Origin of the sequence: Streptomyces sp. NPDC005878 (assembly GCF_040629815.1) — a bacterium.
Lineage (GTDB): Bacteria > Actinomycetota > Actinomycetes > Streptomycetales > Streptomycetaceae > Streptomyces.
Genome location: NZ_JBEXWK010000001.1, coordinates 295,333 through 316,705, shown reverse-complemented (window position 1 = coordinate 316,705; position 21,373 = coordinate 295,333). Strand labels below are relative to the sequence as shown.

The following is a 21,373-nucleotide window of genomic DNA, read 5'->3' as shown; positions in this document are numbered from 1 at the left end:
CGGCAGATGGGTGAGGGCAGGAGCGGATACGGCGGGGCCGACCCCGGGTACTTCGGGCCCGGCTCGGTGACCTGGCAGATGCACGCCGACCCCGTCATGTGGATCGCCGGGGTGCGGGCGCTGTACCTCCAGGCCCTGCACCCGCGCGCGGTGCGCGGGGTCCTGCAGAACGGCGACATCCGCGAGGACCCCTGGGGGCGGCTGCTGCGCACCGCCCGCTTCGTGGGCACGCTCACGTACGGGACGAAGGAGGACGCCGAGCGAGCGGGCGCGCGCGTGCGGCGCATCCACGGCCTTCTGAAGGCCGACGACCCGGTGACCGGCGAGCGGTTCGGGATCGACGACCCGGCCCTGCTGCTGTGGGTGCACTGCGCCGAGGTCGACAGCTATCTGCAGGTGGCGCGGCGCTCGGGATTCGTCCTCAGTGACGCGCAGGCCGACCGGTACGTGGACGAGCAGCGCGAGGCCGCGCGGCTCATCGGCCTCGACCCCGACCGCGTCCCGGCGTCCACCGCCCGGCTCGCCGCCTACTTCGCGGAGATACGGCCCGAGCTGACGGCCGGCGCCGACGCGCGCGAGGTGGACGCCTTCCTGCGGCGCCCGCCCGTCCACCCGCTGCTGGCCCCGGCGCGCGCGCTGGTGTGGCGGCCGGTGGCCCGGCTCGCCTACGACGCGCTGCCCCCGTACGCCCACGAGCTGTACGGGCGGCCCGCGCCCGCGCCGCACGAGGTGACCCGCCGGCTCACGGCGACCGCGCGGCTGCTGCGGGGCGTCCCCGACACCCTGCGCTGGCAGCTCCCGCCGAAGCACATCCTGCGGGCGGTGGCCCGGCTCGGTCCCGGAACGCGGCCCGCCCCGTACAAACTCCGCAGACAGGCGTCCATACTGGACGGGGCCGGGGAGGGCGCAGCGGCAGCACAGTGACGGGGGCGACATCGCGCGATGGCGGACACCAGGCTGATCCACGGCCGGTACCGGTTGCTGGAGCTGATCGGGCGCGGCGGCATGGGCGAGGTGTGGGCGGCCCGCGACGAGTCGCTGGGGCGGCGGGTGGCCGTCAAGTGCCTCAAGCCGCTGGGGCCGCAGCCCGAGCAGTCGTTCGCGCGGGTGCTGCGCGAGCGCTTCCGGCGCGAGGCGCGGGTGGCGGCGGCGCTCCAGCACCGGGGCGTCACGGTCGTCCATGACTTCGGGGAGTTCGAGGGCGGGCTGTACCTGGTCATGGAGCTGCTCGACGGCCGCAACCTGAGCCAGCTCCTCCAGGACGGCAAGGGGCAGCCGCTGCCGGTGCCGGACGTCGTGGACATCGCCGAGCAGGTGTCCTCCGCCCTCGCCTACACCCACCAGCAGGGCATCGTGCACCGGGACCTGAAGCCCGCCAACATCATGCGGCTGTCGGACGGCACCGTGAAGATCCTCGACTTCGGCATCGCCCGCCTCGGCGCCGACATCGGCTTCACCTCCCGGCTCACCGGCACCGGCATCGCCATGGGCACCCCGCACTACATGTCGCCCGAGCAGATCGGCGGCGCCGTCGTCGACCACCGCAGCGACCTGTACTCGCTGGGCTGCGTGCTGTACGAACTGGCCACCGGGGCGCCGCCGTTCGACCTCGACGACGCCTGGGCGATCCTCGTCGGCCACCGCGACACCGCGCCCGAGCCGCCGCGCGCCCGGCGCGCCGAACTGCCGGTGTTCTTCGAGGAGGCCGTGCTCGACCTGCTCGCCAAGGAGCCCGGCTCGCGGCCTCCGGACGCCCGTGCGCTGGTGCGGCGGCTGGCCGCCGGGCGCGGGCTCCCGTCCGCCCCACCCGTCTCCTACGCCGCGGCGCCGCCGCCCCCGCGCCCGCGCGGACTGCCGTCCTGGGCGCGCGGGATGACCACCGGCCACAAGGCGACCGGCGCCACCCGGCCGGATCTCGCCCCGCCCGACCCCGACGGCAGCCTCACCGGCGCCTGGACGAGTGCCCTGCCGCCCGCTCCGCCCGTCCCCGGCCCCCCGCCGCCGCCCCCGGCCGAACTGCTCGCCACCCTGGAGGACCGCCACCGCGAGGGCCTGGCCCTGGGGCGAACCGGCCGCTGGGCGGAGGCGGGCGAGGTGCACCGCGCGGTCGCGGCCGAACGCGCCCAGGCGCTGGGTCCCGACCACCCCGACACCCTGGTCAGCCAGTACGAGGTGGCCTTCGCCCTGAGCCGGACCGGGCGAGAGGCCGACGCGCTGCGCGAGTTCGGCCTGGTCGCCCAGGCCCGCGCCCGCACCCTCGGCCCCGACGACCCGGCCACCCTCGACGCCCGCCAGGAGACCGCGTACGTCCTGGGCTGTCTCGGACGCCACTTCGAGGCCCACCAGATGTACGCCTCGGTGCTCGCCGCCCGCGAGCGCGCCCTGGGCGCCGACCATCCGGCCACCCTGCGCTGCCGCCACAACCTCGCCTTCAACCTGAGCCGCCTCGGCCGGCTGGAGGACGCCCACCGCATGGCGCGGGAGGCCGCCGCCGACCGTGCGCGGGTGCTGGGCGCCGACCATCCCGACACCCTGGTGTCCCGCTACGAAGTCGCCTATGTGCTCGGCCAGTCGGGGCGGTGGGTCGAGGCGCTCCAGCTCTACCGCGAGGTCGCATCGGCGCGCGCGACCGTGCTCGGGGCCGACCATCCCGACACGCTCGCCACCCGGTACGAGGTCGGTATCGCCCTGGGCCGTCTGGGCCGCAGCGCCGAGGCGCTCCAGCTGTACCGCGTACTCGTCGACGACCGCACCCGCGTCGGCGGGCCCGAGGATCCCGAGACCCTTCGCGCCCGCCACGGCCTCGGCGTCAACCTCGGCCGCCTGGGCCGCTGGGAGGAGGCCCTGGCCGAGGCCCGCGAGGTGGGCGCGCTGCGCGAGCGCGTCCTGGGTCCCGACCATCCCGACACCCTGGTCAGCCGGCGCGAGACGGCCGTCGGGCTCGGCTGGCTCGGGCGCTGGTCGGCGGCCCTGACGGTCTACCGGCAGGTCGCCGACGCCCGCGAGCGCGCCCTGGGCGCCGGCCACCCCGACACCCTGGCCGCCCGGACCGAGGAGGCGCACTGCCTGGAGCGGCTGGGCCGCGGCGCCGAGGCGGCGGACCTCAGACGGCGCGTCGCGGGCCTGCGGCAGGAGAGCGGGCGGGACGGGCAGTAGGGCGCGCGGGGCGGGCAGGAGGGCGCGCGCGGGTGCGGGCCGCGCACCGGCGCCACCCTGGCCGCCGGTGAGCGCCGCGTGCTAGGAAGGGCCATGCCCGCACACCAGGTCTACGACACCGTGATCGTCGGCGGGGGCCACAACGGCCTGGTCGCCGCCGCCTACCTCGCCCGCGCCGGGAAGTCGGTCCTGGTCCTGGAGCGCCTCGGCCGCACCGGTGGCGCGGCCGTCTCGACCCGCCCCTTCGCGGGCGTCGACGCCCGCCTCTCCCGCTACTCCTACCTCGTCTCGCTGCTGCCCCGGAAGATCGTGGACGATCTGGGGCTGCGCTTCGCCGTCCGCAGGCGGAGCGTCTCCTCGTACACGCCCGCGGTACGCCAGGGCCGTCCCACCGGGCTGCTCGTCGGCGGTGGCCAGGAGCGCACCCGCGCCTCCTTCCACCGGCTGACCGGCTCCGACGCCGAGTTCAGGGCGTGGGAGGAGTTCTACGGGATGACCCGGCGGGCCGCCGGGCGGATCTTCCCCACGCTGACCGAGCCGCTGCCCACCCGCGCCGCCCTGCGCGAGCGGCTGGGGGACGACACGGCGTGGCGGGTGCTCTTCGAGGAGCCGATCGGTGTCGCCGTGGAGGAGCGGTTCCGCGACGACCTGGTACGCGGCGTGGTCCTCACGGACGCCCTGATCGGCACCTTCGCCGACGCCCACGACCTCTCCCTCGCCCAGAACCGCTGCTTCCTCTACCACGTCATCGGCGGCGGCACCGGCGACTGGGACGTACCGGTGGGCGGGATGGGCGCGTTCACCGACGCGCTCGCGGGTGCCGCGCGGGCGGCCGGCGCGGAGATCGTCACCGGGCACGAGGCGACCGCGCTGCGCACCGACGGCCGCGACGCCGAGGTCGACTTCCGTACGGAAGCCGGCGAGGGCACGGTCGCGGCCCGGCACGTCCTGGTCAACGCCTCTCCCGCCGCCCTGGCCGCGCTGACCGGCGGCCCGGCCCCGGAGCCCGCCGAGGGCGCCCAGCTCAAGGTGAACATGCTGCTCACCCGGCTGCCCCGGCTCAAGGACACGACGGTCGACCCGCGCGAGGCGTTCGCCGGCACCTTCCACATCGGCGAGGGGTACGGGGCCCTGGCCGCCGCGTACGCCCAGGCGGCGGCCGGTGAGTTGCCCGCCGCACCGCCCAGCGAGATCTACTGCCACTCGCTCACCGACCCCTCCATCCTCGGCCCCGACCTCGCGGCGCGCGGCCACCACACGCTGACGCTGTTCGGACTGCACACCCCGGCGCGGCTGTTCGCGCGGGAGAACGACAAGGCGCGCGAGGCGCTGCTGGAGGCGACGCTCGCCCAGGTGGACGCGCACCTGGCCGAGCCGCTCGCCGACTGCCTGGCCACCGACGCCGAGGGGCGGCCCTGCATCGAGGCGAAGACCCCGCTGGACCTGGAGCGCGAGCTGCGGCTGCCCGGCGGCCACATCTTCCACCGCCCGCTCGCCTTCCCGTACGCGGAGGAGTCCGCCGGGCGCTGGGGCGTGGAGAGCGCGCACCCCAACGTCCTGCTGTGCGGGGCGGGCGCGGTCAGGGGCGGCGGGGTCAGCGGCATCCCGGGCCACAACGCGGCGATGGCGGTCCTCGGGCGGTAGCCGCGTCAGGACGCGATCACCCCGGGCCGGGCGCCGGCCGGAGCCCGTGCGACCACGCCCGGCAAAGAAACTGACGCAGCATCAGAAAATCTCTTCCCTCTCCGTCCGGGCTGCGGCATCCTGCGCCCCATGCAGACGGAGCTGAGCAGAAGACTGGGAGTGGAGCACGCCATCTTCGGCTTCACCCCGTTCCCGGCGGTGGCCGCCGCCATCACCCGGGCGGGCGGGTTCGGCGTGCTCGGCGCGGTCCGCTACACCGCCCCCGACGACCTCGCGCGCGACCTCGACTGGATGCAGGAGCACACCGGAGGACTGCCCTACGGCCTCGACGTCGTGATGCCCGCGCGGAAGGTGGAAGGGGTCACCGAGGCCGACGTCGAGGCCATGATCCCCGAAGGCCACCGGCAGTTCGTGCGCGAGACGCTCGCCAAGCACGGCGTCCCCGAACTCGCCGACGGCGAGGCGTCCGGCTGGCGCATCACCGGATGGATGGAGCAGGTCGCCCGCGACCAGCTCGACGTCGCCTTCGACTACCCGATCAAGCTGCTCGCCAACGCGCTCGGCTCCCCGCCCGCCGACGTGGTGGAGCGGGCCCACGCGGGCGGCGTCCCGGTCGCCGCGCTCGCCGGCAGCGCCAAGCACGCCCGCCACCACGCCGAGGCGGGCATCGACATCGTCGTCGCCCAGGGCTACGAAGCGGGCGGCCACACCGGCGAGATCGCCTCGATGGTGCTCGTGCCCGAAGTCGTCGAGGCGGTCGGCCCGTTGCCCGTTCTCGCCGCCGGAGGCATCGGCAGCGGCGCCCAGGTGGCCGCCGGGCTGGCGCTGGGCGCCAAGGGCGTCTGGCTGGGCTCCCTCTGGCTCACCACCACCGAGGCCGATCTGCACTCGCGCGCCCTCACCCGCAAACTCCTCGCGGCGGGCTCCGGCGACACCGTCCGCTCGCGCGCCCTCACCGGCAAGCCCGCCCGCCAGCTGCGCACCGAGTGGACCGACGCCTGGGACGACCCGAGCGGCCCCGGCACCCTGCCCATGCCCCTCCAGGGGCTGCTGGTCGCCGAGGCACTGTCGCGGATCCAGAAGTACGAGGCCGTCCCCCTGCTCGGCACCCCGGTCGGCCAGATCGTCGGCCGGATGACCTCCGAACGCAGCGTCCAGGAGGTCTTCGACGACCTCACCCGCGGCTTCGAGCAGGCCGTGGACCGTATCAGCCGCATCGCGGGAAGGAGCGGGGCATGACCGACTCCCGGCAGCCGCCCAACGGGTTCTGGGCGCAGGCCGCGGCCGACCCCGGCCGGGTGGTGCTCACGGCTCCCGACGGTGAGCGCTGGACGGCGGGGCGGCTGCACGCCGCCGCCAACCAACTGGTGCACGGGCTGCGCGCGGCCGGACTCGAACAGGGCGACGCGTTCGCCGTGGTGCTGCCCAACGGGGTCGAGTTCCTCACCGCGTATCTGGCCGCCTCCCAGGCCGGGTTCTACCTCGTCCCCGTCAACCACCACCTGGTCGGCCCCGAGATCGCCTGGATCGTCGCGGACTCCGGCGCCAAGGTGCTCGTCGCCCACGAGCGGTTCGCGGACGCGGCGACCTCCGCCGCCGACGAGGCGAAGCTGCCCGCCGCCCACCGGTACGCGGTAGGCGAGGTGGCCGGATTCCGCCCGTACGCCGACCTCCTCGACGGACAGAGCGCGTCCGCGCCCGAGGGCCGCACCCTGGGCTGGGTCATGAACTACACCTCGGGCACCACCGGCCGCCCGCGCGGCATCCGGCGCCCGCTCTCCGGCAAGCTCCCCGAGGAGTCCCATCTGGGCGGCTTCCTCGGCATCTTCGGCATCAAACCGTTCGACGGCAACGTCCACCTGGTCTGCTCGCCGCTCTACCACACGGCCGTGCTCCAGTTCGCGGGCGCGTCCCTGCACATCGGGCATCCGCTGGTCCTGATGGACAAGTGGACGCCCGAGGAGATGCTGCGCCTGATCGACACGTACCGCTGCACGCACACCCACATGGTGCCGACCCAGTTCCACCGGCTGCTCGCGCTGCCCGAGGAGGTCAGGGCGCGGTACGACGTGAGCTCGCTGCGGCACGCCATCCACGGCGCGGCCCCCTGCCCCGACCACGTGAAGCGGGCGATGATCGAGTGGTGGGGGAGCTGCGTGGAGGAGTACTACGCGGCGAGCGAGGGCGGCGGGGCGTTCGCCACCGCCGGGGACTGGCTGAAGAAGCCGGGCACGGTCGGCAGGGCGTGGCCCATCAGCGAACTCGCGGTCTTCGACGACGACGGCGAGCGGCTGCCCCCGGGCCAGCTGGGCACCGTCTACATGAAGATGTCGACGGGCGGCTTCAGCTACCACAAGGACGAGAACAAGACGCGGAAGAACCGCGTCGGGGACTTCTTCACCGTGGGCGACCTCGGCTACCTCGACGAGGACGGTTATCTGTTCCTGCGCGACCGAAAGATCGACATGATCATCTCGGGCGGGGTCAACATCTACCCGGCCGAGATCGAGGCCGCGCTCCTCACCCACCCCGCCGTCGCCGACGCCGCCGTGTTCGGCATCCCGCACACGGACTGGGGCGAGGAGGTCAAGGCCGTCGTGGAGGCCGCCCCGGGCCACGGGCCGGGGGACGCCCTCGCCGCCGACATCCTCGCCCACTGCGGGGAGCGGCTCGCGGGCTACAAACGCCCGAGGTCCGTCGACTTCATCGCGGCCATGCCGCGCGACCCCAACGGCAAGCTCTACAAACGGCGGCTGCGCGAACCGTACTGGGAGGGGCACGAACGGGCGATGTGACCCGCGCGGTGCCCGGGGCGCGGGGCCGGCGCGTCCGTCCGCGGCGGGTCCGGGGCCGACGGGACCGGGAGGGCCCGCCCCGAGGCCGCGTATGGCCCACGTCATATCCGGCGACTGTCACGCGCGCCAGGGCTCACCCGTCCTGATGCCGAAACTCCCGTGGGGCCGAGGACCGGTGCCACGGGACCGACATCGGGAGGGACCCCCATGCGTGTACTCGTCGCCGGCGCCACCGGAGTCATCGGCCGGGCCCTGGTCCCGCTGCTCACCTCGGTGGGCCACGACGTGACCGCCCTGTCCCGCTCGGCCGGGCGGTCCGCCGTCCTGGAGGGGACGGGCGCGCGGACCGTCCTGGCCGACGCCCTCGACGCGGCGGCCCTGGACCGGGCCGTGCGCGAGGCGGCCCCGGACGCGGTCGTGCACCTGCTCACCGCCATTCCGCCCCGGCTCGATCCCCGCCGTATGGCGCGCCAGTTCGCCCTCACCGACCGGCTGCGCGCGGAGGGCACCCGCAACCTGATCGAGGCGGCCCAGCGCGCGGGCGCGCGCCGCATCATCAGCCAGGGCGTCGCCTTCGCCTACGACCCGGACGGCGACGGCCTCGCGGGAGAGGACACCCCGCTGTGGCGCAATCCGCCCAAGCCGTTCCGCCACTCCCTCGACGCCCTGCGGGAGCTGGAGCGGCGGACCGGCGAGGCGCGCGGACTCGTGCTGCGCTTCGGCCATCTGTACGGCCCCGGCACGGCGTTCGACACCGACGGGCAGTTCGTCCGCGACATCCGGGACCGGCGGCTGCCGCTGGTGGGCGGCGGCTCCGCCACCTTCTCCTTCACCCACGTCCACGACGCGGCCACCGCCGTGGTCGCGGCCCTGGACAAGAACGCCACCGGCCTCCTGAACATCGTCGACAACGACCCGGCCCCGATGAGCGAGTGGGTGCCGGAGGTCGCGCGGATCCTGGGCGCCCCGGCGCCGAGGCGGCTGCCCGCCTTCCTGGCCCGCCTCGCCGTCGGCGGCTGGGGCGTGGCGTACCTGACCCGGCTGCGCGGCGCCGACAACGCGCGCGCCCGCCTCGCCCTGGACTGGCGACCGCGCCACACCTCGTGGCGGACCGGCATGGCGGTCGAGTTGAATGGCGCCCCGGCCGCGGTGAAGTGACGCACACGGCCGTGAACAGCGCGAACGGGGAAGAGGGCGACGGTATGGCAGCACCGGGGGAACACCGGGAACACGCCGGACACCAGGACGCGGCGGCGGTGGAAGGGAGCGGCGCGGCCGAGTTCGAACGGCACCGGCCGATGCTGCTCGGGCTCGCCTACCGCTTCCTCGGCTCCATGTGGGACGCCGAGGACGTCGTCCAGGACGCCTGTGTGCGCTGGTTGGGCACCGACCGCGACGGGATCAGGGTGCCGCGCGCCTTCCTGGTGACGATGGTCTCGCGGCTCGCCCTCGACCAGCTGCGCTCGGCACGGGTGACCCGTGAGTCCTACACCGGGCCCTGGCTGCCCGAAGCGGTCGCCACCGACGCGCTCGGGCCGATGGACTCCGCCGAGCTGCGCGACACGGTCGCCTTCGCCACCGTCCACCTGATGGAGCGGCTGTCCCCGCCCGAGCGGGCCGTGTTCGTGCTGCGCGAGGCGTTCGAGCTGCCGTACGACGAGATCGCCGACATCCTCGGGCTGAGCGCCGCCTACTGCCGCCAGCTCTTCCACCGGAGCGGACAGCACCTGGCGGACGGGCGCGAGCGCTTCCGGTCGGCCGAGGAGGACCATGTGCGGCTCTTCACGCGGTTCCTGGAGGCGGCCCGGCAGGGCGACCTCGAAGGGCTGGCCGACCTGCTCAGCGAGGACGTCGTGGCCTGGAACGACGGCGGCGGAAGGGTGCGCGCCGCCCTGCGCCCCGTCATCGGCCGCGCCAAGGTGCTGGCCTTCGTGTCGGGTCTGCTGAAGCGCTACACCGTCAGCGCCACCCGCCTGGTCGACGTCAACGGCGCCCCCGCCCTGTTCACCTCGCTCGGCGACCGCTCCCAGCTCACCTCGCTCGACCTCCGCGACGGCCGGGTCCACGGGATCTACGTCGTGCTCAACCCCGACAAGCTCGGCCACGTCCCGGCCTGACCTTCCGGCGCGGCCCGCCCGTGACGGGGCGGGCCGCGCGGCCGTCAGCGGTGCTCGCGCACCCGGACGACCCGCAGGGCGGGCGAGGAGAGGATGTCGCGCTCGCAGTAGCGCGAGGTGACCCAGCGCTGGCGCGAGTAGAGCCGCGTCTGGTCGCTGTAGTGGGGCGAGCGGACGTTCTCCGACTGGGAGTACGTCAGCAGGGTGCGGGCGACGGGGCAGCGCCCGCCGTCCCAGCCGACCGCCTGGATGTGGCTCGACCCGGTCGACACCTCGGTGTAGCCGCGCGCCGGGTCCCACACGCCCTCGACCTTGTTCCAGACACCGAGCGCCTCCGTCCCGCCCGGGACGGGAAGCCGCTCGCCGTTCCGTACCACGTACTGGCGGTCGCCCAGCGCCGAGTCGAGCGGGATGCCCGCCGCGCGCAGTTCACCGACCGCGTCGGCGAGCGCCCGGGCGACACCGGGCGAGGCGGTGTCGAGGGTGTTCGGCGTGTGCACCGGGTCGGCGGCGGAGAACGGCACCTTCCACAGTTGGGCCGCCGGCACCGTGGCCGTCAGTCCGCGCCAGTAGCGGTCGAAGAGCAGCGCGCCCCGGCTGCGGGCGTCGACCGTACGGTCCCAGCGGGCCAGCACCGCACACGCCCCGGACACGTCGACGCTCCGGCCGGCGCTGTCCGTCGCGGTCCCGCCGGGCAGCGCGGCGCACGCCTTGGCGGTGTCGGCCGCCGCCAGGGTCCCGGCGGGCGCCCGGTCGGCGAACTGCTGCCGCTGGAGGTCGGCGACGGTCAGCCGCCCCTTGGCGGCCATGGCCGCGACGTCCTCGACGGCCCCACGGGTGCGCAGCGAACGCGGGGTGGCGACGTTGCCGAAGATCCGCTCGTAACCGGTCAGCGGATGACCGGCGTTGGTCAGCCAGGCGCTGTCGTTGGAGTTCTCCACATACGCGGTGTCCTTGAGCACCGGCATCCGGGCGGGCCCGAAGACCCCGGGCTGGACCGCGTCCGGGTCCGAGCCGAGGGCGCAGTCGCCGCGCGAACCGTCGAGGACGGCGACGCCCGAGGCCGGATAGAGGGCCTTGCCCAGCGGGGTGGAGCAGCGCCCGGCCAGGTCGTCGGTGATCCGGGGCAGCACCTGCGACTGGGTGAACAGGGAGTGCCCGTGCGCGTCGGCGGCGACCGTGTTCACCCAGGGCAGGCCCTGGGTGTGGCGCAGCGACGCGAGGACGTCGTCCGTGCTCCGCGCCCGGGAGAAGCCCAGCGCGGTGTCGGAGGCGCGCAGATTGAGGGAGTTGGGGTCGTTCAGCGCGAACGCCGTGGCCCTGGTCCAGGGCAGCGGCACCGTCGGACCGAGGCCGGTCACCACCGGTCCGTACCGCGTCCACCACTGTGTGCGCGTGACCGGGGCGCCGCCCTTGACGGCGACCGTCACGGTCCGCCGGGTCATGCGCTCGGAGCGGCCGTCCACGAGGTACGCGGTGGGGTCGGCCGGGTCGAGGGTGAGCTGGTGGAGGTTGAGGGTGACGCCGGTGGCGACGGTGTGGCTCCAGGCGACCCGGTCGTTGAAGCCGATGCTCATGGTCGCGGTGCCCAGCAGCGCCGCGCCGGACACGTTCAGCTCGCCGGGGATGGTCTGCTGCATCTGCCAGAACCGGCGGCCCCCGTGCCACGGATAGTGCGGGTTGCCCAGGAGCAGACCGCGCCCGTCGGCGGTGGCGGCCCCGCTGAAGGCGACGGCGTTGGAGCCCATGTCGGCCTGATCGGCGGCGAACAGACGCTGGGCGGCCTTCGCCGCCTCGCCGGGGTCGGGCGCGGGCGCGGCGGACGCGGGCGAGGCGGCGGGCGGCTGGGCGGCGGTGAGGGCGTTGGTGACGCGTCCCTGGCCGCCCAGCACGGATATCGCGAAGCCGCGCGCGGCCACCTCGGTGACACTCACCGGGCGCACCCAGGGCGCGCCCGCGCACGCTGGGTCGGTGACGCGGTGCTGCTTCAGCCAGGCGTTGTAGCCCGCCGCCCAGCCGCGCATCAGCTCCACCGACCGCCGGCTCGGCCCGGCGGGCGCGGGCGTGGCCAGCAGTCTCTCGACCGTGCGGGAGTCGCGTACAGAGGTGAAGTACAGGTCACTGGAGAGGTTCTTGGTGGCGGCCGAGAGCGAGCCGTCGGGGGTCGCGTCGGGGCCGAACCACTTCGACCGCTCCCCGCGCAGCGTGACGAACCCGTCGGCGAGGGTGCACACCTGGTCGGCCGCCTGGGCGTAGCCGGTGCCGAAGCCGAGGCCCGCGTAGTCGTCGGCGAGGATGTGCGGGATGCCGTACTCGGTATAGCGGATGACGGCGGACAGGCCGCCGCCGGAGGGGTGGTGCTCGCGGTCGCCGGGCGCGGCCGAGGCGGTCGGGGACAGCGAGGCCGAGGCGGTGAGCAGCGCGACACCGGCCAGCGCGAGGCGCCGGATCCGGGTGCGGGTGCGGGTGTGCGTGCCTGGACGGGAGGGGCGGGTGCGCGTACGGGTGGTGCCTCGGCCGGTGTCGGCGCCGTCGTCGGTGCGTGCGGCGATGCGGGCATGGGTACGGGCGGCGGTGCGGGCGCGGAGAGCCAACGTTCCTCCCAACTCGGGGGGTGACACGGGGGGTTGCCCATGACACACGAAGTGCCGCCAGCCACTCAGTCAGCCCGGCGCACGCCTGTCAACAGCCCGGCCGGCCCCAGCCCCCCCCGCACCCCCCCGCCTCAGCCCGCCCCGCCGGCCCCGCGCAGATCCACGATCCGTCGGAACTTGCCCAGCGACCGCTCGATCGTGTCGGGGTCGACGACCTCCACCTCCACCGAGACCCCGATGCCCTCCTTCACCGCCGTCACGACCGACCGCGCGGCCGCCTCGCGCTGCCCGGGCGCGGTGCCGGCCCGCGCCTCCACCCGTACCGTCAGCGCGTCCAGACGGCCCTCCTTGGTCAGCCGCAGCTGGAAGTGCGGGGCGAGGCCGGGGGTGCGCAGCACGATCTCCTCGATCTGGGTGGGGAAGAGGTTCACCCCGCGCAGGATCACCAGGTCGTCGCTGCGGCCGGTCACCTTCTCCATCCGCCGGAACACCCGGGCCGAGCCCGGCAGCAGGCGGGTCAGATCCCGCGTCCGGTAGCGGATCACCGGCATGGCCTCCTTGGTGAGCGAGGTGAAGACCAGCTCGCCGCGCTCGCCCTCGGGCAGCACCTCGCCGGTGAGCGGGTCGACGATCTCCGGATAGAAGTGGTCCTCCCAGATGTGCGGCCCGTCCTTGGTCTCCACGCACTCCTGCGCCACCCCGGGCCCCATCACCTCCGACAGCCCGTAGATGTCGACCGCGTCGAGGGCGAAGCGCTCCTCGATCTCGCGGCGCATCTCCTCCGTCCACGGCTCGGCGCCGAAGATCCCTACCTTCAGCGAGGTCGTGCGGGGGTCGACGCCCTGCCGTTCGAACTCGTCCAGGAGGGTCAGCATGTACGACGGGGTGACCATGATGATCTCGGGGCGGAAGTCCTGGATCAGCTGGACCTGGCGGGCCGTCATACCGCCGGAGGCGGGGATCACCGTGCAGCCGAGCCGCTCCGCCCCGTAGTGCGCGCCCAGGCCGCCCGTGAACAGCCCGTAGCCGTACGCCACATGCACCTTGTGGCCCGGGCGTCCGCCCGCCGCGCGGATGGAGCGGGCCACCACGTCCGCCCAGATGTCCAGATCGCGCTCGGTGTAGCCGACGACGGTCGGGCGGCCGGTGGTGCCGCTGGAGGCGTGGACGCGGCGGATCTCGGACTCGGGGACGGCGAACATCCCGAACGGGTAGTGGTCGCGCAGGTCCGCCTTGGTGGTGAAGGGGAAGCGGGCGAGGTCGGCGAGCGAACGGCAGTCCTCGGGCCGTATCCCCGCCTTGTCGAACGCCTCCCGGTAGAAGCCCACGTTCTCGTACGCATGGCTCAGCGACGCCCTCAGCCGGTGGAGCTGGAGCGCCTCCAGCTCCGGCCGGCTCAGCCGTTCCGCCGCGTCCAGCAGGGGTTCCATGGGCCGCTCCTGTCCTAGCCGGTCGTCACTCCGCCAAATCTGCCGACCGATCATTCGGTAGATCTGCTCGGGTTCAGTAATCCAGCCACCGGACCGCACCGTCAAGGCCTGTGGACAACGCGCCCGTACCGCGCCTTTCGCGCTGTGGGCGAAACCGCCTTGGCCCGCTCGCCGCCGGCTGTGAGGATCGCCCGCATGCCGAAGTTCACCGCGTACGACGGAACCGAGCTCGCCTACCACCTGGTGGGGACGGGTCAGCCGCTGATCTGTCTGCCCGGCGGCGCCCTACGGGCCTCCGCCTGTCTGGGGGACCTGGGCGGCCTGTCCGCCCACCGGCGGCTGGTGCTGCTCGACCTGCGCGGAACGGGCGACTCGGCAGCGCCGCGCGACCCCTCCTCGTACCGCTGCGACCGGATGACCGACGACGTCGAGGCGCTGCGCGAGCACCTCGGCCTGGAGCGCGTCGACCTCCTCGCCCACTCGGCCTCCGGCAACCTCGCCACCCTCTACGCGGCGGCCCACCCGCGGCGCGTCGGCTCACTCGTGCTGGTCACCCCCGGCGTCCGGGCCGTCGGTCTGGAGATCACGGCCGACGACTGGCAGGCCGCTGCGGCGCTGCGCGCGGGCGAGAGCTGGTACGAGGAGGGCCGCGCCGCACTGGAGGAGATCCGGGGCGGGCGCGACGCACGCGAGGTGTGGACCGCCGTCCAGCCGTTCATGTACGGGCGGTGGGACGAGGCCGCGCGCGCCCACGCGGCGGCCGAGGACACCCGGACCAACCACGCGGCGGCCGGCCTTTACTACCAGGACGGGGTCTTCGACCCGTCCGCCACCACCGCCGCGCTCGCCGCCGTGGACGCGCCCGTGCTGGTCCTCGCGGGGGCGTACGACGCCACCCCCACCCCCGAGCGGGCCGCCGAGTTCGCCGCCCTCTTTCCCCGGGGCGAGGTCACCGTGCTGCCGGGCGCCGGGCACTTCCCGTGGCTGGACGCGCCCGGCGACTTCGTACGGACGCTCGCGGCCTTCCTGGAGCCGGAGGTGCGCAGCGTGCGCACGGCATCCGGCGTCCGTCTCGCCTACCGGGTCCTGGGCGAGGAGTCCGCGCCGCCGGTCCTCCTCGTCCACGGACGGGGCGGCACCGGCGCCGACTGGAGCGGGATCGCCGAGGCCCTGGCCGCCACGCGCCGGGTGTACGCGCTCGACCTGAGCGGCCACGGCCTCAGTGACTGGCCCGGCCGCTACTCGTTCGAGGGGTTCCGCGACGACCTGCGCGGCTTCGTCGACGCGCTCGGCCTGGCAGGCGCCGATGTGGTGGCCCACTCCATGGGCGGCGCGGCGGCCCTCCTGCTCGCGATCGGGGCGCCCGAGCTGGTCGGGCGGCTCGTCCTGGAGGAGTGCCCGCCACTGACCCCCCTCGATCCGCCGCGCGGGGTCATGGACCGGCCCGACGGGGAGCTCTCCTTCGACTGGCCGGTCGTCACCGACGTGGACGCCCAGCTCAACGAGCCGGATCCGGCCTGGCGCGCGGGTTGCGCGTCCTTGGCCACACCGACGCTGATCGTCGCGGGCGGCCCGGACAGCCACATCGACCAGAAGGCGATCGCCGAGCTGGCCGCCCTCATCCCCGGTGCCCGGCTCGTCACTCTGGAGGCGGGCCACTCGGTCCACGCCGGGCAGCCCGCCGCATTCCTGGCGGCACTGCGGGAGTTCGGCATCTGACGGCCGGCTCCTGGCGGGCGGCCCCGGAGCGTCAGCCCGCCGACTCCGCCGCCACCGCCCGCGCCCACCGGTAGTCCGCCTTGCCGCTGGGCGAGCGCTGGATGCTCGGGGCGATGACCAGCCGGCGCGGCACCTTGTACCCGGCCAGCCGGGTCCGGCAGTGGCGCTGGATGGCGTCGAGCGTCGGCGCCTCGGCGCCTTCGCGCACCTGCACCACCGCCGCGACATGGTTGCCCCAGGTGGCGTCCGGAACGCCCGCCACCAGTGCGTCGTACACGTCCGGATGGGACTTGAGCGCCTGCTCGACCTCCTCCGGATACACCTTCTCGCCGCCGGTGTTGATGCACTGCGAGCCGCGTCCGAGGACCGTGACGATGCCGTCCTCGTCGACCGTGGCCATGTCGCCGAGGAGCACCCAGCGCTCCCCGTCCCGCTGGAAGAACGTCTCGGCGGTCTTCGCCGGGTCGTTGTAGTAGCCGAGCGGCACATGGCCGCGCTGGGCGAGCCGGCCGGGCTCTGCGGGCTTCACCGGCTCGTGGGTGGCCGGGTCGACCACCGCCGTACGGGAGTTGACGCGCAGCCTGAAGCCCCTGTCGGGGCCGGAGTCGTCGGTGGCGGTGCCGTTGAAGCCGGATTCGGAGGAGCCGAAGTTGTTGAGCAGCATCGCGTTCGGCACCAGCGCGCTGAACTGGGCGCGGACCGTCTCCGACATGATCGCGCCGGAGGACGAGACGCTGAACAGGGACGAGCAGTCGATGCCCTTCAGCGGGCCGTTCAGCGCGTCGATGAGCGGGCGCAGCATCGCGTCCCCCACCAGCGACACACTGGTGACCCTCTCCTTCTCGATCGTCCGCAGGACCTCCTCGGCCACGAACTTGCGGTGGATCACCACCCGCTGGCCGAAGTGGAAGCCGATGAACGCGGTGAGGGTGGAGGTGCCGTGCATCAGCGGGGGAGTGGGGAAGAAGGTGATGCCCTCACCGCCCGCGGCGACCCGTTCGGCCAGTTCCTCGGGGCGGGAGACCGGCTCGCCCGTCGGCGCGCCGCCGCCGAGCCCGGAGAAGAACAGGTCCTCCTGGCGCCACATCACGCCCTTGGGCATGCCGGTGGTGCCGCCGGTGTAGATGATGAAGAGGTCGTCGGGGGAGCGGGGCGCGAACCCCCGCTCCTCTGACCCGGCCGCCTCCGCCTCGGTGAACGGCACCGCGTCCAGCGCGGGCGCGCCCTCGGGCGGCTCCCCCACCCGTACGAGATGGCGCAGCCTCCCGGCGTGCGGCAGCGCGCCCGCCACGCGCCCGGTGAACTCCGCGTCGAAGACCAGCGCCGCCAGATCCGCGTCCCGGTAGAGGTAGGACAACTCCTCTTCGACATAGCGGTAGTTGACGTTGACCGGGACGATTCGCGCCTTGAGGCAGCCGAGTACGGTCTGGAGGTACTCGACGCCGTTGTACAGATGCAGGCCCAGGTGTTCGCCCGGCCGGAGGCCGCTGTCGATGAGGTGGTGGGCGATCCGGTTGGCGGCGGCGTCCAGGTGACGGTAGGTCAGCCGGCGCTCGGCGCCCGTGCCGGGGTGGTCGAGGTGGACCAGCGCCTCGCGGTCGGGGACCACGTCGACGACCGACTCGAACAGGTCGGCAAGGTTGTACTCCACCGCTCCTCCTGACGCCGGCGCCATCCGTGTGGCCGTCATCAGAGCAGAGCCCGCCACAAGTGGGAAGGGGCCCCGGCGAAAGAATCTGACTGCCTGTCAGAAAACTATTGAACTGCGCCCCCGGCTCCTGCAACCTGTTCCAGTCCGACGACGGGAGGCAGGTCCATGGGTGGCACCGAACACCTCACCGTGCGGCGCGAGGGCGCCACACTCGTACTCACGCTCAACCGGCCCGAGGCCAGGAACGCGCTCTCGCTGTCGATGCTGGTCGGCCTCCACGACGGCTGGCTGGAAGCCGACGCCGACGACGCGATCCGCTCGGTCGTCCTCACCGGCGCCGGCGGCGCGTTCTGCGCGGGCATGGACCTCAAGGCCCTCGCGGGCAAGGGGATGGAGGGCGAGGAGCACCGCGACCGCCTCAAGGCCGACCCGGATCTGCACTGGAAGGCGATGCTGCGCCACCACCGCCCCCGCAAACCCGTGATCGCGGCCGTCGAGGGCCCCTGTGTGGCGGGCGGCACCGAGATCCTCCAGGGCACCGACATCCGCGTGGCGGGCGAGAGCGCCACCTTCGGGCTCTTCGAGGTCCGGCGCGGCCTGTTTCCGATCGGCGGCTCGACCGTCCGCCTCCAGCGCCAGATCCCGCGCACCCACGCCCTGGAGATGCTGCTCACCGGCCGCCCGTACGCCGCGCGCGAAGCCGCCGCCATCGGCCTGATCGGCCATGTCGTCCCGGACGGCACGGCCCTCGCCCGGGCCCTGGAGATCGCGGAGCAGATCAACGCCTGCGGCCCGCTCGCCGTCGAAGCCGTCAAGGCCTCGGTGTACGAGAGCGCCGAGATGACCGAGAGCGACGGCCTCGCCGCCGAACTGAAGCGCGGCTGGCCGGTCTTCGACACCGCCGACGCCAAGGAGGGCGCCCGCGCCTTCGCCGAGAAGCGTCCGCCCGTCTACCGGCGCGCCTGAGCGCGCACCCGTGCCGCGCGCCCGAGAAGGAGACCGACGATGCCCGAAGTCCTCAGCGCCCCCCTGGTGGTCGAGTTCCCGTTCACTCGCTCCCTGGGCCCCGTACAGAGCGCCTTCCTCACCGGGCTGCGCGAGCGGACCGTCCTCGGGGTGACGACCTCCGACGGCAGGACGCTCGTGCCACCCGTCGAATACGACCCGGTCACCGCCGAGGAACTGCGCGACCTCGTCGAAGTCGCCCCCACCGGCACCGTCACCACCTGGGCCTGGAACCCCGCCCCGCGCCGGGGCCAGCCCCTGTCCCACCCCTTCGCCTGGGTCCTGGTTCGGCTCGACGGCGCCGACACCGCCCTCCTGCACGCCCTGGACGCGCCGGGCCCCGAGGCCGTGCGGACCGGGATGCGGGTCCGCGTGCGGTGGGCCGGGGAGCGCGCGGGCGCCATCACGGACATCGCGTGCTTCGAACCGTACGACGGCGAGGCGACGGGGGAGCCGCGCCCGCACGACGGGCGGTTCGCGGACCCGGTCACCGGGATCGTCGCCCCGGCCCGGCTCGACTACACCTACAGCCCGGGCCGCGCCCAGACCGCGTACATCGAGGCACTGGCCGAGCGCAGGACCGTCGGCGAGCGCTGCCCCTCCTGCCGCAAGGTGTACGTGCCGCCGCGCGGAGCCTGCCCCACCTGCGGGGTCGCCACCGAGGAGCGCGTGGAGGTGGGCCCGGCCGGCACCGTCACCACGTACTGCATCGTCAACATCAAGGCCCGGAACCTCGACATCGAGGTGCCCTACGTCTACGCGCACATCGCCCTGGACGGCGCCGACCTCGCCCTGCACGGCCGGATCGGCGGCATCCCCTACGACCAGGTGCGGATGGGGCTGCGGGTCGAACCGGTGTGGAGCGAGGGCGGCCGCCACCCCGACCACTACCGCCCCACCGGCGAACCCGACGCCGACTACGACTCCTACAAGGAGCTGATCTGATGGGCCCCGCACGGGATGTGGCCGTCGTCGCCTTCGCGCAGAGCGACCACCGGCGCCGCACCGACGAGCTCTCCGAGGTCGAGATGCTGATGCCGGTGCTGCATCAGGTGCTGGCGAGTACCGGACTGCGCACCGGCGACATCGGCTTCACCTGTTCCGGCTCCTGCGACTACCTCGCGGGGCGCGCGTTCTCCTTCACCATGGCCCTGGACGGCGTCGGCGCCTGGCCGCCCATCGCCGAGTCGCACGTGGAGATGGACGGCGCCTGGGCGCTCTACGAGGCCTGGGTGAAGATCCTCACCGGCGAGGCCGACACCGCGCTCGTCTACTCCTACGGCAAGTCCTCGCCCGGCGAGCTCCGCGACGTCCTGACCCGCCAGCTCGACCCGTACTACCTGGCGCCCCTGTGGCCCGACTCCGTCGCGCTGGCCGCGCTCCAGGCCCAGGCCCTCATCGACGCGGGCGACACCGACGAGCGCGCCCTCGCCGTGATCGCCACCCGCAGCCGGGAATCCGCCACCGCCAACCCCCACGCCCAGGTGCGCGGTGCACGCCCGCAGGGCGACTACCTCGTACGGCCCCTGCGCACCGGCGACTGCCCGCCGGTCGGGGACGGGGCCGCCGCCGTGATCCTCGCGGCGGGCGACCTCGCACGCCGGCTGTGCGCACGGCCCGCCTGGATCCGGGGCATGGACCACCGCGTCGAGGCCCACGCCCTGGGCGTGCGCGACCTCACCGACTCGCCCTCCGCCCGGCTCGCGGCCGAGCGCGCCGGAGCCTTCGAACGGCCCGTGGACACCGCAGAGCTGCACGCGCCCTTCAGCTCGCAGGAGGTCGTCCTGCGCAAGGCGCTGCGGCTGGACCACGGCGTACGGGTCAACCCGTCCGGGGGCGCGCTGGCCGCCAACCCCGTGATGGCCGCCGGACTGATCCGGATCGGGGAGGCCGCCGCCGGGATCCACCGGGGCGAGTCCCACCGGGCGCTGGCCCACGCCACCTCGGGGCCGTGCCTCCAGCAGAACCTCGTCGCCGTACTGGAGGGGGAGCCGTCGTGAGCAGGGAACCCGTGGCCGTTGTCGGGATCGGCCAGACCAAGCACGTCGCCGCCCGCCACGACGTCTCGATCGCGGGCCTGGTCCGCGAGGCGGCCCAGCGCGCCCTCGACGACGCGCAGATGGGGTGGGCCGACATCGACGCGGTCGTCATCGGCAAGGCCCCGGACTTCTTCGAGGGCGTGATGATGCCGGAGCTGTACCTCGCCGACGCGCTCGGCGCGGTCGGCAAGCCCCTGCTGCGCGTGCACACCGCCGGCTCGGTCGGCGGCTCCACCGCGCTGGTCGCCGCGAACCTGGTGGCCGCGCGCGTCCACGGCACCGTCCTGACCCTCGCCTTCGAGAAGCAGTCCGAGTCCAACGCCATGTGGGGCCTGTCCCTGCCCGTCCCCTTCCAGCAGCCGCTGCTCGCCGGGGCCGGCGGTTTCTTCGCGCCGCACGTCCGCGCGTACATGCGGCGCTCCGGCGCCCCCGACACCGTGGGCTCGCTCGTCGCGTACAAGGACCGGCGCAACGCGCTCCTGAACCCGTACGCGCATCTGCACGAGCGGGACATCACCCTGGAGAAGGTGCAGGCGTCCCCGATGCTCTGGGACCCCATCCGCTACTCCGAGACCTGCCCCTCCTCGGACGGGGCGTGCGCGATGGTCCTCACCGACCGCGCGGGCGCGGCCCGTTCACCCCATCCGGCCGCCTGGGTGCACGGCGGGGCGATGCGCAGCGAGCCGACGCTCTTCGCGGGCAAGGACTTCGTCTCCCCGCGCGCGGGCAAGGACTGCGCCGCCGACGTCTACCGGCAGGCCAGGATCTCCGACCCGCGCCGCGAGATCGACGCCGTGGAGATGTACGTGCCGTTCTCCTGGTACGAGCCGATGTGGCTGGAGAATTTGGGCTTCGCGGCCGAGGGGGAGGGCTGGAAGCTCACCGAGTCGGGCGTCACCGAACTCGACGGGGACCTGCCGGTCAACCCCTCGGGCGGCGTGCTCTCCACCAACCCCATCGGCGCCTCCGGCATGATCCGCTTCGCCGAGGCGGCCCTCCAGGTGCGGGGCCGGGCCGGTGAGCACCAGGTGGAGGGGGCGCGCCGGGCGCTCGGGCACGCCTACGGCGGCGGCTCGCAGTTCTTCGCGATGTGGCTGGTCGGCTCCGAACCGCCCGACAGGTAGGGGCGGCCTGCCGTGCACCGGGGCGTCCCGGGCCCGTCGTCGCGGGCGGGGCGCGGTACTCCTTCCGTGGCCTGTCCGGGACCGGACGCGCTCGCTAGT

Annotated in this window: 15 protein-coding genes; 12 read left to right on the top strand and 3 right to left on the bottom strand. The window is 74.2% G+C overall.

Going from position 1 to position 21,373, the window contains the following annotated elements:
- The first annotated feature begins 6 nt into the window (after positions 1–6).
- The 7 genes from ABZ404_RS01515 to sigJ all read left to right on the top strand — a co-directional run bounded on the left by ABZ404_RS01515 (position 7) and on the right by sigJ (position 9,712).
- Positions 7–924, top strand: a complete 918-nt coding sequence (locus tag ABZ404_RS01515; protein WP_358836207.1) for an oxygenase MpaB family protein — start codon at positions 7–9, stop codon at positions 922–924.
- Between the two features lie 18 nt (positions 925–942).
- Positions 943–3,156: a serine/threonine-protein kinase gene (locus ABZ404_RS01510; RefSeq protein ID WP_358989992.1), complete on the top strand. Its 2,214-nt coding sequence runs from the start codon at positions 943–945 to the stop codon at positions 3,154–3,156.
- A gap of 93 nt (positions 3,157–3,249) precedes the next feature.
- On the top strand, positions 3,250–4,800 hold the full coding sequence (locus ABZ404_RS01505) for an NAD(P)/FAD-dependent oxidoreductase (protein ID WP_358833940.1): 1,551 nt from the start codon (positions 3,250–3,252) through the stop codon (positions 4,798–4,800).
- A gap of 129 nt (positions 4,801–4,929) precedes the next feature.
- Positions 4,930–6,039: a nitronate monooxygenase family protein gene (locus ABZ404_RS01500; RefSeq protein WP_358833941.1), complete on the top strand. Its 1,110-nt coding sequence runs from the start codon at positions 4,930–4,932 to the stop codon at positions 6,037–6,039.
- Complete coding sequence (locus ABZ404_RS01495; RefSeq protein ID WP_358833942.1) at positions 6,036–7,595, top strand: acyl-CoA synthetase; 1,560 nt, start codon at positions 6,036–6,038, stop codon at positions 7,593–7,595. The genes ABZ404_RS01500 and ABZ404_RS01495 overlap by 4 nt, the downstream gene beginning before the upstream one ends.
- A 207-nt stretch (positions 7,596–7,802) precedes the next feature.
- Positions 7,803–8,753, top strand: a complete 951-nt coding sequence (locus ABZ404_RS01490; RefSeq protein WP_358833943.1) for an NAD(P)-dependent oxidoreductase — start codon at positions 7,803–7,805, stop codon at positions 8,751–8,753.
- 44 nt (positions 8,754–8,797) lie between these two features.
- Complete coding sequence (gene sigJ, locus ABZ404_RS01485; RefSeq protein ID WP_358833944.1) at positions 8,798–9,712, top strand: RNA polymerase sigma factor SigJ; 915 nt, start codon at positions 8,798–8,800, stop codon at positions 9,710–9,712.
- 44 nt (positions 9,713–9,756) lie between these two features.
- Here sigJ and ABZ404_RS01480 read toward each other — a convergent pair whose 3' ends face one another.
- On the bottom strand, positions 9,757–12,162 hold the full coding sequence (locus ABZ404_RS01480; RefSeq protein WP_358833954.1) for a penicillin acylase family protein: 2,406 nt from the start codon (positions 12,160–12,162) through the stop codon (positions 9,757–9,759).
- Between the two features lie 275 nt (positions 12,163–12,437).
- Positions 12,438–13,736, bottom strand: coding sequence for a phenylacetate--CoA ligase PaaK (paaK, locus tag ABZ404_RS01475; RefSeq protein WP_358833945.1), 1,299 nt, complete (start codon positions 13,734–13,736; stop codon positions 12,438–12,440).
- A 195-nt stretch (positions 13,737–13,931) separates the two neighbouring features.
- On the opposite strand from paaK, the gene ABZ404_RS01470 reads away from it, so the two are divergent.
- Entirely contained in the window at positions 13,932–15,455 is a 1,524-nt protein-coding gene (locus ABZ404_RS01470) for an alpha/beta fold hydrolase (protein WP_358833946.1), read from the top strand.
- 31 nt (positions 15,456–15,486) lie between these two features.
- Here the strand turns inward: ABZ404_RS01470 and ABZ404_RS01465 are convergent, their stop codons facing one another.
- Complete coding sequence (locus tag ABZ404_RS01465) at positions 15,487–17,106, bottom strand: acyl-CoA synthetase (RefSeq protein WP_358833947.1); 1,620 nt, start codon at positions 17,104–17,106, stop codon at positions 15,487–15,489.
- A gap of 165 nt (positions 17,107–17,271) precedes the next feature.
- On the opposite strand from ABZ404_RS01465, the gene ABZ404_RS01460 reads away from it, so the two are divergent.
- The 4 genes from ABZ404_RS01460 to ABZ404_RS01445 are packed head-to-tail and all read left to right on the top strand — an operon-like array spanning position 17,272 to position 21,274.
- Entirely contained in the window at positions 17,272–18,072 is an 801-nt protein-coding gene (locus tag ABZ404_RS01460; RefSeq protein ID WP_358833948.1) for a crotonase/enoyl-CoA hydratase family protein, read from the top strand.
- 39 nt (positions 18,073–18,111) lie between these two features.
- On the top strand, positions 18,112–19,056 hold the full coding sequence (locus tag ABZ404_RS01455) for an OB-fold domain-containing protein (protein WP_358833949.1): 945 nt from the start codon (positions 18,112–18,114) through the stop codon (positions 19,054–19,056).
- Positions 19,056–20,111 (top strand): thiolase domain-containing protein, encoded by a 1,056-nt coding sequence (locus tag ABZ404_RS01450; RefSeq protein ID WP_358833950.1) that lies wholly within the window; start codon positions 19,056–19,058, stop codon positions 20,109–20,111. The genes ABZ404_RS01455 and ABZ404_RS01450 overlap by 1 nt, the downstream gene beginning before the upstream one ends.
- Positions 20,108–21,274: a thiolase domain-containing protein gene (locus ABZ404_RS01445; protein ID WP_358833951.1), complete on the top strand. Its 1,167-nt coding sequence runs from the start codon at positions 20,108–20,110 to the stop codon at positions 21,272–21,274. Before ABZ404_RS01450 ends, ABZ404_RS01445 begins: the two co-directional genes overlap by 4 nt.
- Positions 21,275–21,373 lie beyond the last annotated feature (99 nt).